A 12,860-nucleotide genomic window follows, 5' to 3' on the forward strand; every position below is an offset into this window, starting at 1 on the left:
CTTTTTTTTTGCCGCTGGCAGGTGAACGTGCCACAATAGTGGCTGTTTATACAGTATTTCAGGTTCCCCGATGGCTTTAACCGCTGCGCTAAAAGCGCAAATTGCCGCCTGGTATAAGGCGCTGCAACAGCAGATACCCGACTTTATTCCCCGAGCACCGCAGCGGCAAATGATTGCCGATGTGGCGAAGACGCTTGCGGGTGACGAGGGCCGGCATCTGGCGATTGAAGCCCCAACCGGCGTCGGGAAAACCCTCTCATATCTCATTCCGGGTATTGCCATTGCCCGTGAAGAGCAAAAAACGCTGGTGGTCAGTACCGCCAACGTTGCCTTGCAGGATCAAATCTTCAGCAAAGACCTGCCTCTGCTGCGCAAAATTATTCCTGAGCTGCGTTTTACTGCCGCCTTTGGGCGTGGGCGCTATGTCTGCCCGCGTAACCTGACGGCCCTCGCCAGCAGCGAAGCCACGCAGCAGGATCTGCTGGCCTTTCTGGATGACGAACTGACCCCGAATAATAAGGCCGAGCAGGAGCAGTGTGCGAAACTGAAAGGCGATCTCGACAGCTACAAATGGGATGGCCTGCGGGATCATACCGATCAGGCCATCAGCGATGATCTCTGGCGGCGTTTAAGCACCGACAAAGCCAGCTGTCTGAACCGCAACTGCCACTACTACCGCGAGTGCCCGTTCTTTGTCGCCCGGCGTGAAATTCAGGAGGCAGAGGTCGTTGTGGCTAACCACGCGCTGGTAATGGCGGCGCTGGAGAGCGAAGCCGTTCTGCCGGAGCCGAAGAACCTGCTGCTGGTGCTGGATGAAGGACATCATCTGCCGGACGTGGCGCGTGATGCGCTGGAGATGAGCGCCGAGATCACCGCCCCGTGGTTTCGCTTGCAGCTGGATCTGTTCTGCAAGCTGGTTGCCACCTGTATGGAGCAGTTCCGTCCAAAAACGATCCCGCCGCTGGCGGTGCCGGAGCGCCTCAGCGAGCACTGCGAAGCGGTCTACACCCACATCGCTTCCCTGAATAACATTCTCGATCTTTATCTTCCGGCAACCCAGCAGGCCGAACACCGCTTCGCCATGGGGGAACTGCCGCAGGAGATCATGGCGATTTGCCAGGAGCTGGCGAAATTGCTGGAAAAACTGCGCGGGCTGGCAGAGCTGTTTTTAAACGATCTGAGCGAGAAGACCGGCAGCCACGACGTGGTGCGTCTGCACCGGGTGTTATTACAGATGAACCGCGCGCTGGGGATGTTCGAGGGGCAGAGCAAACTGTGGCGGCTGGCCTCTATGGTTCAGGCCTCCGGCGCCCCGGTGACCAAATGGGCGACCCGCGACGTTCGCGACGGACAGATTCACCTCTTCTTCCACTGCGTGGGGATCCGCGTTAGCGATCAGCTGGAAAAGCTGCTCTGGCGCAGCGTACCGCACGTGGTGGTCACCTCGGCCACCCTGCGCTCGCTGAACAGCTTCTCGCGTCTGCAGGAGATGAGCGGCCTGAGAGAGAAAGCGGGAGATCGTTTCGTGGCGCTCGATTCGCCCTTCAACCACTGCGAGCAGGGTAAGATTGTTATTCCGCGTATGCAGTATGAACCGCTGATCGATAACGAAGAGCAGCACATCGCCGAGATGGCCGCCTTCTTCCGTGAGCAGCTCGAAAGCAAAAAATATCCCGGTATGCTGGTGCTGTTTGCCAGCGGCCGCGCCATGCAGCGTTTTCTGGAAGAAGTGCCCGATCTCCGCCTGCTGCTGCTGGTACAGGGCGACCAGCCCCGCTACCGGCTGGTGGAACTGCACCGCAAGCGGATAGAAAACGGCGAGCGGAGCGTGCTGGTGGGGTTGCAGTCCTTTGCCGAAGGGCTGGATCTGAAAGGGGATTACCTCACCCAGGTGCATATTCATAAGATTGCGTTCCCGCCGATCGACAGCCCGGTGGTGATTACCGAAGGGGAGTGGCTCAAGAGCCTGAACCGCTACCCGTTTGAAGTCCAAAGCTTGCCTGCAGCGTCGTTTAATCTGATTCAGCAGGTGGGGCGTCTGATCCGTAGCCACGGCTGCTGGGGGGAAGTGGTTATCTATGACAAACGCCTGCTGAGTAAAAACTACGGACAGCGATTGCTGAACGCGCTGCCTGTTTTCCCTATTGAGCAGCCCGACGTGCCGCCGGTAAAAAAACGCCCGACAAAACTGACCGTCGGGCGTAAAAGGAGCATCCGTGCTAAGGGGCGCAGTCCTACTGGTAAGTGAATGTCACCTGCACCACGCTGCTGAAAGTACCGACGGTGACGGGCAACGAGGTGGTGTAATAGCGGGCCGCAAGCGGAAAGGTCGCGGAGTGGTCGGTCTGGTCGATCAGCACGTTAAAGCTTGCCTGCGGGGCAATGAACATATTGTCCTGCGGGTCTGCAAGCTCCAGGGCCAGACCTTTGGCGCTGCCCATATTGGCGAATTTGGTGGGGTGTTGGCTGTCCGCCTGCCCGTAAAAAAAAGCGTTCGCCAGCGTAAGGGTTTTAGGGCAATGGGTCACCTTCAGGGTAAAATCCTTCCACGCGCCGGTATCCCCCACATCTTTGAAATCACTGGATGCCGCCTGGCCTAAATCAACGGTTAACGCTTTGCTGGCGCTATCAACGGTGCAGGTATTGGCATAGATATTCCCCACCATCTGCACCTGGATCTCCTCAGCATAACTCTGCGCCATTAGCGCGGCTGTCAGCAGAAAAATATGTGTTTTCATCATTATCACCGGTAGGCGAGCGTAATGGTCGCAACGGTGTTGGCCGGGCCGGGCGTGACCTCGTCGCGGGTCTGGATGTAGCGAACCTGGAAGGGAATATCCAGGGTCTGATTCTCGATCGCCTCGCCCTGGGTAGGGACATACTGATTGAAGGTGGCGATATGATCGTCAAACAGCATTCTTACGCCGACCCCTGTGGCCATTCCGTTTTCCGGGGTGAGTTTGAGTACGCCGTCGAGACCCGGTTCATAGCCGTTGGCGCTGGTAATTTTGATCTCTGGCTGTACCGTTGAAGTACAGTTAACGGTGGCATTAAACGTTTTCGCCGGGGTAGAAAGGATACCCACCCCGGTAAAGTCGCTGATGGGGAAATCCCCGAGGTTAACGGTCAGGTTTTTTGGCGATACGGAACAGGTGACGATGTTGAGATTGACGTTGCCGGCATAGGCAATGGAGTTAGGGCTACCGATCCCGTCGTGACCGTAAACGCCAAGCCCGAACTTGGTCTGGCTTTGCTGTAGGGTACCCGACACCACCTTCATGCTCGTTTTAATGAGCTGAAGCGAAAGGTTAAAATCAAAGCTGGCGTTCCCGTCGGTTGATACATAGCTGATGGGTGTACTGCGCGAGTCGCAATAAACGCCGCCTGCGCCAGTAATACGCTGCCCTTTATCGTTCACCAGGGCGACGCCAATGCCTTCCACGCCAGATTCATACACTCCCGCCATGCCGGGTATTTCACTGCCGGTACCGTAATAGCAGGCGACAATTTCCATCCCCCCCCTCAAGGCCGTTGTCACAATGACCGGCTATATGCACGGACTGGTCAGTCCCCGGGATCGTCGATCCGACGGGAAGCGTCGTGGGCACGGAAATCGACGAAACATTAATTTGCTTCGGCATATCCGACGAGAGACAGGCCGCTTTGGCATGCTGCATAACGAGTGCGCCGGTGGCCAGAACGAGTAACAAAAGGCACTGTTTAACAAGCTGCATAATCAAACCTTCAGGGTAATTTACTGACACTGCGCGGCAGCGTTAATAATGTGTGTTTTATCTTTCTCGTCCGTTAGCACGTAGTCCGCTACGCAGTGATCGCGGGCATCCTGCCCCCAACTGACGGTCAGATGTCCGCGCTGAGGTAAACCGGTAAGCCAGGTTTGGCCATCATTGCCTACGATAAACTCGTTATCCTTGTCCTCTGTTGTCACCGTTGCGCCAAAGGGTAGCGGCTTGCCGTTGTGCGTTAGCGTCATTAATACGCGTCGACCTACGCGGGTGCTAAAGGTGGCGCGTACTATCGCGCCGCGCGTCGGGGTCACCACCTGTGCCGCATGGGTCACGTCGGCATCGTCCGGCAGGGTTTCCGTATTGAGTGCGATAGTGTTGTGGCGATAGGCGGTAACAAACGGCACCACGGTATAGCCGCGGAAGTCTGTTTCGACGCCGGTCTGGTTAGTTATTTCTGTTCCGTGGGTGCCCGGTGCTTTAACCAGCGCGATGGTTTCGCCCAGCGGCTGGCTCAGGGTCACGCCGTTCGCGTGGGCCACGACGCCCCCCTGCAGGCCAAGGTTGGCGGTGCGCTGGTACTTATCCTGACTGAGGCCGCCACTGACTTCGCCATAGGTGGCTTTGTAATCGGCGTTCAGGCTGGTGGAACTGCCAGCGCCGGTATTGCTGAGCCCCTCCTGAACATTCCAGTTAAGGTTGTTCTGCGCCAGCGCCGTGCCGTTCAGGCCGAGCGTCTGGGTGGTGCCTTCTTTACTGTTATTCAGGTTGTAGCTGGCCCAGGTGTTGTGCATCCAGCGATCGAGCGGGAGAGAGACGCTCAGGGCGAAAAGATTGTCATTGCTGACCGCATCCCCGTTCTCATCACTGTCGTGCGTATTTTTATTCAGGCTGTAGCTCAGGCTGTAGGTCACCCCATCCCAGCTATTGTTGTAGCTGAGGCTCATGGAGGTCATATCCTGGTCCTGGCTCCAGTAACGCTCTTTCACCAGACTCAGCGTGAAGGCGCCCCAGCCCTCCGGCAGCACCTGGTCGATGGTCGCTTCAGCGCGATCCTTGCGCTGTTCTGGCGCGCTCCAGTCGTCGGAACGGGTCCAGGACTCCATCGTCTCCTGCAGCGTATAGAACCCCTTGCTGTTGTAGCGATAGCCAGCCAGCGAAAAGTTGGTGCCTGTGCCGGCAAAATCTTTGCTATACCGCACGCGCCACGATCGACCCTGGCTGCGCTTTTGTTTTTTGAGCAACGCCTTCGCCCGCGTCACGTCGATGGAGAACGCACCCAGATCGCCAACGTTTTTACCGGTGCCCAGCGCCTGGGCCTGGTAATGGCTACTCTGCTGCACGCCGCCGTAGAGGGTCATTCCGTGCGATAAACCATAGATGGCGCTGCCCTGGGCGAACGGCGTCTTTTCCACGTTGCTGTCATACGAGCGGTAACGCCCGGCGGTGACGCTGTAGCGCAGATGTTTTTCACGCTGCAAAACCGGCACTGAGGCGTAGGGCACCACGAAGTGGCGCTCGCTGCCGTCCGTCTCTTTCACCGTGACTTGCAGGTCGCCGCTGCTGCCGGTGGGGTAGAGATCATTTATCTCGAAGGCGCCCGGGGCGACGGTGTTCTGATAAATAACGTAACCGTTCTGGCGCACAACGACCTGCGCGTTACTGTGGGCGGTGCCGCGAATAATTGGGGCATAGCCTTTTTCGCTATCTGGCAGCATGTCGCTGTCGGAATTTAACTGCATCCCGGTATAAGAGACGCTATCAAAAACGTCGGCCGGGGAACTGCTCTGCCCCAGCGTCAGGTCGCTTTTCATCGCCACGATATCGCGCTGGGCATAGGTATAGACCGAAGAGAAATGGTGCTGCTCCTCGTGACCGGTGGTGCTGCGATTCCAGGTCGAGTAGTTACGTAAACGCCACGCGCCAAGGTTAAGTCCGGGGCGAAGGTTAACGTACTGGCTGCTGTTATCCGGCGTCCCTGGGGTACGCGCCTGACTCTGGCTGGCCGTTGCGCTGTAGTTCAGCAAACCGGCGGTGATGCCTTCATCAAACTCCTTCGGGTCGATATAGCCACGCGGTATCTGGCCCAGCGCAGATTGCGGAATGCTCAATAGCAGCTGCTGGTGGCTGATACGAAAGGTGGCGGTCGCGGCGGGAATAGCGCCTAAATCGGCACACCCGCCTTTTGCGGTCAGTTGCGGAAAGAGGGAGGTCTTAATCCCCAGCTTTTTGAGTTCGTCCAGACTGAAGCAGGGTTGCAGCGTGCTATTACCTGCCTGCGCTTTGCGTAAGGTGAAGGTGACGTCGCGGGTAGCCATTTCAGTGTTATTAATGAAAATAGAGACCAGATATTTTCCAGGGGCCTGGCCGGGCCCTTTTTCATATATTGATAGATCAGTTTTCGCCTGCTGAGGATTATCAATATCCAGCAGCGCCGGGTTAAAGTAGTCATCCGCCGAACTTTGCTGCGCAATACAGAACATTACCAGCCCTATAAGCAGGGCTGGCAACGAAGGTATTTTCCAGGAGAACGGTTTTTTATGACTATACATAACGTAGTGCGCCAGAGGCAGTAATTAGTTAATTGTTTTTGTCCATGTCTGGCTAATACTGCCGTAATCGGTAATGACCGAATACGCCAGGGTATTTCCGCTGCTATGGGCCGGCAGCGCGATATGGGTTTCGCCTTTCGGCACGGCCCAGGTCGCTTTTTTAACGTTGTGACCGTTCAGCGTCACGCTCTGGAAATTCATGTAAAACGGCGTGGGGTTATTCACCACCAGGTCATTTCCTTCCCGATGCCAGGACAACCGATCGGCAACGGCTTCCGGTTTGCCTTTCACGGCGGCAGGGCGGTAAATGAGCTTTATGCGGGTGTTGATAGCAATTTGCAGCGTGTTCACCCCATCCATTTTTTTAGAAGAGGGGATGGATTTAATATTTAGCCAGAAGAGTGATTCACGATCTTCGGGCAAATTTCCCCCCGTGCGCACGACACGTAATACATTCTCCTCATTGCCATTCAGACGAAACAGCGGAGGGGTGATCAGGAAAGGGGCTTTAGCCAGGTTTTTACCGCCGGCATCGACCCAGGACTGCACCAGATAATCCGTATCGTCTGGATTCGAAATACCAAGAGAAGATTCCTTTTTTTCTCCCTGATAGACCAGGCGCGTGCCGTTAATAATAACGCCGGCATGCGCTGTTGCGGCTACCAGTAAAAGAGAACTCAGTAAATAACCTTGACGCATAAATATATCTCAACGTGAATAAGAGATATCAGCCCTGACACAGGCTGATATCTCGGGAGGGATCATCTCAGTTATAGATAACGGTAAAGGTTGAAACAGAATTAGCCGGGCCGGCTGTTACCGTAGGCCCTGTCTGGATATAACGTCCTGCAAATTCCAGATCGTTTACCGTACTTCCCGCCGTCAGTGGATATTGACGAGAAGGGGTGTATAAGCTGACCGGTTGATCGGTAGAGTCGAGCAATTGAATTGCCACGCCGGTCGCTGCGTCCGCATCGGGTGTCAATGCCAGCGTACTGTTGTTATCACTGTCCGGGGTGCCGCCAAAATTAATGGCAGCGGAGGTGACGGATTCCGGGCAATTCTTTAGCTGAATATCAAATCGTGTCGGCGTGCTGGTGGAGCCTGCACCGGTAAAGACCGTTTTAGAGACCTGGCCCAATTCGACATTCAGCGGGTTACTTATTCCATTCACGACCTGACAGGCGGAATCGATAATTTCGCCCGTAAAGTTAATTTGTCCTTCGCCATCTGTCGCCGCCAATGCGGATGCCGAACATCCTATTGTTGCAGCAATAAAAAAACCTAAAGCAACCTTGTTCATACGTAATCCTGATTGTGTTACCTCAACAACTATTCGCTGCTTATTTAATCAGATTGTCCCTCTGTAAGAATCTTTTGCCCGAACCACTAATATTTCATTAAGCGCTTGCATTCATTTTTTTATTGAAAAAACAGCGCATTCAACGCGGCGGATAAAAAGCTTTCGGGGCGCTGTTTATCAGGGCTATAGTGTTTACATCATGCCGGAAGGAGAGATGCCGTGGATTATCGTAAAATTATCAAAGAGGTAGGTCGGGGAAAGAACCACGCCCGCGACCTGGATCAGGAGACCGCACGTGCGCTCTATAGCGCCATGCTTAATGACGAGGTACCTGACCTTGAGATGGGCAGCATCCTGATCGCGCTGCGAATCAAGGGTGAGGGCGAAGCAGAGATGCGTGGGTTTTATGAGGCGATGCAGTCACGCACCCTGCGCCTGACGCCGCCGGTGGCGAAACCGATGCCGATTGTGATCCCAAGCTATAACGGCGCGCGCAAACAGGCCAACCTCACGCCGCTTCTGGCCATCCTGCTTAATAAACTCGGCTTCCCGGTGGTGGTGCACGGCGTCAGTGAAGATCCTACCCGCGTGCTGACCGAAACCATTCTGGCACTCCTGGGCATTCAACCCACCCTGACGGCCGGGCAAGCTCAGGCCAAACTTGAAGGAAACCAGCCGGTTTATATTCCCGTCCATGCGCTTTGCCCGTCGCTGGACAAGCAGCTCGCCCTGCGCTGGCGGATGGGGGTTCGCAATAGCGCACATACCCTGGCGAAACTGGCGACCCCTTTTGAAGAAGATAAGGCGCTGCGTCTTTCCAGCGTGTCTCATCCGGAGTATGTCACCCGGGTGGCAAGCTTTTTCGCTGACATTGGCGGACGGGCGCTATTAATGCACGGCACGGAAGGGGAAGTGTATGCCAATCCGCAGCGCTGTCCGCAAATCACCCTGATTGAGCCGGCTGGTACGCGCGTGGTATGGGAAAGAGGCGAGGAGCAAAGCGAGGTGGTCTTGCCGGAGGGTAAAGATCCACAGGTGACCGCCCACTGGATCACCCAGTGCCTTTCTGGGCAGGTGCCGGTGCCACACTCTATTAAGTTACAGCTAGCCTGCTGCCTGTTGGCGACCGGGCAGGTCGAGACGGTAGAAGCGGGTCTGGCTCGCGTCGCACAGTCATTTTAGGCAAAAAAAAGCCCGTCCAATCCAGGACGGGCCAAAACAAGGGTAATAACAACAGGGTCAATGAGGGTTGGAGCAGTGATTCAGTAAAACAGGCGATTATTTATAGATAACCGCGGTACCGCTAAGTTTGTTGTTGGTGTTCGCAGAGGTAATGGTATACCCGCTTGCACCTGCCGCTGCGGCTTTCTGAGCCAGCTGCGCTTCAAGACCGTCCAGCGTGGTTGCACCTTCTGCGCTTACCACACCGATTTTATTCATGCCGCTTGCCTGAGAAGGCGAAACAGATTGTGCCGCAAAGGCACCAAAGGAAAGCGCAGACAGGGCAACAGCAGCAACAGCATATTTAATGGTTTTCATGGTTAATCTCTCGCAGGTTATTCTGTAAAGGGGACGATGTTCCGTCGATGTGATGAGTATCACGCTTTTTTGCGAAAGATAAAATCGAAGAGAATTGACGTCATTGTTCGAAAAAATTGAATGACAAATAAGTTATTGAATATTAATAAATTCAGGACGCGTCTTTACGTATCTTCGCGCAGCGCTTTACAGACGAAACGGTAAGGGCACATTTTGCGAAACGCATGCTGAAATTTCGTGCACGTAAACGAAACCGCTTGCGTTGCGAAGAAGGGTAAAGAAAAGTCAGCGTAACTGGCTATCCTTAGATCCCCTGCGATTATATCCTGCATATCCGTTACTTTGTGAATCTTTATCCTGCTGACAGGTGATGCACAACCGTACCCCTGGCACTGCCTTGCGTCGCGCTTCAGGAATCGGGTCGCCGCACTCTTCACAGAATGCCAGACTTTCTCCCTGCGGGATCTCGCCGCGCGCCCGCGCAACGGCATCTTCAATCGTACTGTTGATCTGTTGATTGACCGCGTCATCATTTGCCCAACCGGAAGCCATCGCATTACTCCTGCCTCTGTTAACCCTTCTTCAAATATGGGGTTAAAAAAGAGGCAGTCAAGGCGTGACATCAGATTTCAGACCACTCTCGCAGCAGGTTGTGATAGAGGTTGAGTAACGACAACACCTCCTCACTTTCACCATGACGGGTGCGCAGCGTCTGGATATTGCGGTCCAGCTCGAAGAGCATCGCCCGTTTTTTATCGTCGCGGATCATCGACTGGATCCACATAAACGAGGCTACCCGCACGCCGCGCGTCACCGGGGTGACACAGTGCAGGCTGCTGGCGGGATAAAGAATCAGATCGCCGGCCGGTAGCTTCACGCTGTGCTGCCCGAAGGTATCGTTGACCACCAGCTCGCCGCCATCGTAACTCTCGGGTTCACAGAGAAAGAGGGTGGCGGAGAGATCGGTTCGCATCCAGCCGCTTTGCGGATGGTTACGCACGGCACCATCCACGTGAAAGCCATAGGTCTCCTGCTGCTGATAGCGGTTAAACAGCGGGCTGGAGATTTGGCGGGGCAGGGCGGCGGCAAAGAAGAGTGAGTGCTGATTGACGGCCTGTAGCACGGCGGACTGGAGCTTCTGGTACAACTCGCTCTGGGTATCGACCTGCTGATTATTTTTGACCTGCGCGCCCTGGTTGCCCACCGTCGCACGGCCATCGATCCAGGGGGCGAGCGCCAGCTGCGCGCGAAGCTGGGCGACTTCATCAGCCGCGAGTACGCCAGGAATGTGATACATCATAAGAACTTCTCCGGGAAGATGCTGTGGGGAGAAAGGTGGGGCCGTAGCCCCACACGCCATCAGAAGTGCATGTTGGCGGTTAACATCCAGGTACGTGGTTCGCCCGGATGGTAGCGATATCCGCTCTTGTTAATCGAAGAGACATACTCTTCATCAAACAGGTTATAGACGTTCAACTGCAGATCCAGATTGCGGTTGATGCGATAGCCCAGCTTCGCGTCGGCGACCCAGTAGCCTTCGCTGAAGGATGGTGTGCCCACGGCGCCATCGGTGCCGCGATGCATACTGCCGATGTAACGCGCGCCTGCGCCAACAGAGAGCGCATCGGTGGCCTGGTACTGGCTCCATAAGGTGAAGGCGTGCTCCGGAGTGTATGGCAGGGAGGAGCTGCCATCCTGCGCGACATCTTTACCGCTGCGCACCGAGGCGTGCTGCTGGGTATAACCGCCGATAATTTGCCACTGCGGCGTAATATTCCCCACCGCCGACAGCTCGTAACCCTCTACGCGTTTTTTGCCGTACTGAGAGTAAGTGCCGTCTTCGTTTTGCTCCACTTCGTTTTCAATATCGGTACGGAACACCGCCGCCGAGAGCAGCAAGCGTTTATCCAGCAGCTCCCACTTGGTGCCAATCTCGCTGGTTTTCGCTTTCTGCGGTTTAAAGTCGGTACGGTTAGCGCTGCTACCGGTGCCCCCCTGGGCCAGCGCGAAATTGCTGCCCCCCGGTGGTTGCTGGGAGATGGCATAGTTGAGGTAAACATTGCCATTGTCGGTCAGGTGGTAGAGCGCACCCGCTTTCCAGTTCACCAGGTTACCGGATTTCGCCGTATCGACGGTGGTGACCGGCGACCCTTTTGCTACGCCCGTCGGGCAGGCGACCGCACCGCGCCCGGTACCGCCGCAGCTGCTGGCGCTGTCATATTCGGTACGGTAGCTGTCGAGACGAATACCGCCGTTCAGCTCAAAAGCACGGGTAACTTGCAGGGTATCAAAAGCGTAAATGCCGAAGGTATCGGTCTGGCCGTTGGCATTCGCCCCATTGCGGTTGAGGCCGCCAATATGCAAGCTGCTGTCCGGGTGATAGAGATTGACCGCCGGCGGGGAAATGGCATTTACCCCGTAGTTGGTCTGGGTTTCGCGTGTGAACTCGACCCCTGTGCTGACGTCATGGCCCACCGATCCGGTAAAGAATTTGGTGGTCAGGTTGGTCTGGTTAGTCAGGATCTTATTGCTGACATCTTTGGTGTTGGCCAGGCGCGACCAGGTCCAGCTATCCACATTGTTAGGATCCGGCCGGGTAATGTTGTTGGCGCCGCCCATCACCGCCGTCATCAGATAATCCTGCTTCACGCGCGACCAGCGGGTGGTGTTACGCAGGGTCGTGACGTCGTTGATGTCGTGTTCAAAGCGCAGGGTGGCGGTATCGGTGGTGGAGTCGTCGTAATCGGAATCCGTACCGTAGAAGTTATGGGTATCCACTTTGCCAGCGCCATTCAGCGCCGAAGTTGCGGCATTGGGGGCCGAGTAGCCCGGCAGACCCACGGTCGGAATGCCCCCGTCCGGAGTGTTGTGCTGCGTGACGTGGAGGTAGTTCAGATAGAGACGGTTTTCCGTACCCAGCCCCCATGCCAGCGACGGTGCCACACCGTAGCGTTCATTTTTAACGTTATCGCGGCCCGCGTCGTGGGTCTTTTCACCCATCAAATTGAGGCGAAACGCAGAGGTCTCGCCCATTGTCTGGTTGATATCCAGCGTGCCCCGGCGCATATAGGCGCTGCCGAGACTGGCTGAGGCGTCGATGCCCGAGTCCAGACGCGGCTGCTTGCTGATCATATTAATCGAGCCGCTTGGCGCGCTGCGGCCATAATCGCTGCCGGACGGGCCCTTGATCACCTCGACCTGCTCCGTATTGAAAGTGTCTCGCGATACGCTGCTGATATCCCGAATGCCATCTACATAAATACTGTTTGAGGTGTCCACACCGCGCATATAGACCGCATCGCCGGTAGTCGAGTTACCATTCTCACCCGCAAAAAAGGCGCCGACGCCCGGCACGTTTTTCAGCGCATCGGTCAGGTTGGTCACCCCCTGATCCTTTAATACCTGCTCAGAGACCACCGTCATGGTGCGAGTGGTGTCGGCGATGGGGCGCGCAAACTTCGGATCGGCGGAGTGGGTGGGGGCATACAGAGAGGGCGGTTGAGCTTCAACCACCAGCGTATCGTCAGATTTTTTATCGGTTTGATCCGCAGCAATAGCGGTAGCGACAGGCGTCAGGCCGATACACAGGCCCGTGAAGAACGTCAGCGAAGAGAAGCTGCTGAACGGAGTATTGCGATTGTTTTCCATATTGTTTAGCGACTTATAATTTTTAGAATCACATTTCATTACGTCTATGCCACGCGAATACAGTAATGAACC

The 12,860-nt window shown here is 55.6% G+C and carries 10 protein-coding genes and 1 pseudogene; 2 read left to right on the forward strand and 9 right to left on the reverse strand.

The genetic code is table 11. The features are described 5' to 3' along the window. The first annotated feature begins 70 nt into the window (after positions 1 to 70). A complete protein-coding gene (dinG, locus tag B3511_RS05675; protein ID WP_286777716.1) occupies positions 71 to 2,248 on the forward strand; it encodes an ATP-dependent DNA helicase DinG in 2,178 nt (725 codons plus the stop codon). Here dinG and B3511_RS05680 read toward each other — a convergent pair. From B3511_RS05680 to B3511_RS05700, 5 genes and pseudogenes are all read right to left on the reverse strand, one after another. Beyond that, positions 2,235 to 2,738, reverse strand: a complete 504-nt coding sequence (locus tag B3511_RS05680) for a fimbrial protein (RefSeq protein ID WP_286777717.1) — start codon at positions 2,736 to 2,738, stop codon at positions 2,235 to 2,237. The two genes, dinG and B3511_RS05680, sit on opposite strands and share 14 nt — an antisense overlap. A gap of 5 nt (positions 2,739 to 2,743) precedes the next feature. Continuing rightward, positions 2,744 to 3,734 (reverse strand): annotated as a pseudogene (locus B3511_RS05685) (fimbrial protein). 20 nt (positions 3,735 to 3,754) lie between these two features. Then, positions 3,755 to 6,298: a fimbria/pilus outer membrane usher protein gene (locus tag B3511_RS05690; protein WP_286777718.1), complete on the reverse strand. Its 2,544-nt coding sequence runs from the start codon at positions 6,296 to 6,298 to the stop codon at positions 3,755 to 3,757. A gap of 24 nt (positions 6,299 to 6,322) precedes the next feature. Further along, on the reverse strand, positions 6,323 to 6,997 hold the full coding sequence (locus tag B3511_RS05695; protein WP_286777719.1) for a fimbrial biogenesis chaperone: 675 nt from the start codon (positions 6,995 to 6,997) through the stop codon (positions 6,323 to 6,325). 67 nt (positions 6,998 to 7,064) lie between these two features. Next, positions 7,065 to 7,601: a fimbrial protein gene (locus tag B3511_RS05700; RefSeq protein ID WP_286777720.1), complete on the reverse strand. Its 537-nt coding sequence runs from the start codon at positions 7,599 to 7,601 to the stop codon at positions 7,065 to 7,067. A 219-nt stretch (positions 7,602 to 7,820) separates the two neighbouring features. Between B3511_RS05700 and ybiB the strand changes: the two genes are divergently transcribed. After that, positions 7,821 to 8,783, forward strand: coding sequence for a DNA-binding protein YbiB (gene ybiB, locus B3511_RS05705; RefSeq protein WP_040076464.1), 963 nt, complete (start codon positions 7,821 to 7,823; stop codon positions 8,781 to 8,783). A 96-nt stretch (positions 8,784 to 8,879) separates the two neighbouring features. Here ybiB and ybiJ read toward each other — a convergent pair whose 3' ends face one another. The 4 genes from ybiJ to B3511_RS05725 all read right to left on the reverse strand — a co-directional run bounded on the left by ybiJ (position 8,880) and on the right by B3511_RS05725 (position 12,788). Further along, a complete protein-coding gene (gene ybiJ / locus B3511_RS05710) occupies positions 8,880 to 9,140 on the reverse strand; it encodes a DUF1471 family protein YbiJ (protein ID WP_040076463.1) in 261 nt (86 codons plus the stop codon). 285 nt (positions 9,141 to 9,425) lie between these two features. Next, on the reverse strand, positions 9,426 to 9,692 hold the full coding sequence (locus B3511_RS05715) for a DksA/TraR family C4-type zinc finger protein (protein WP_212477390.1): 267 nt from the start codon (positions 9,690 to 9,692) through the stop codon (positions 9,426 to 9,428). Between the two features lie 70 nt (positions 9,693 to 9,762). Next, on the reverse strand, positions 9,763 to 10,440 hold the full coding sequence (ybiX, locus tag B3511_RS05720) for a PKHD-type hydroxylase YbiX (protein ID WP_286777721.1): 678 nt from the start codon (positions 10,438 to 10,440) through the stop codon (positions 9,763 to 9,765). Between the two features lie 59 nt (positions 10,441 to 10,499). Continuing rightward, positions 10,500 to 12,788 carry a catecholate siderophore receptor Fiu gene (locus B3511_RS05725; RefSeq protein ID WP_286777722.1) on the reverse strand — a complete coding sequence of 763 codons (2,289 nt, stop codon included), beginning with the start codon at positions 12,786 to 12,788 and terminating at the stop codon, positions 10,500 to 10,502. Between the last annotated feature and the right edge of the window lie 72 nt (positions 12,789 to 12,860).

Source organism: Leclercia sp. UBA1284 (assembly GCF_002308415.1).
Lineage (GTDB): Bacteria > Pseudomonadota > Gammaproteobacteria > Enterobacterales > Enterobacteriaceae > Enterobacter > Enterobacter pneumoniae.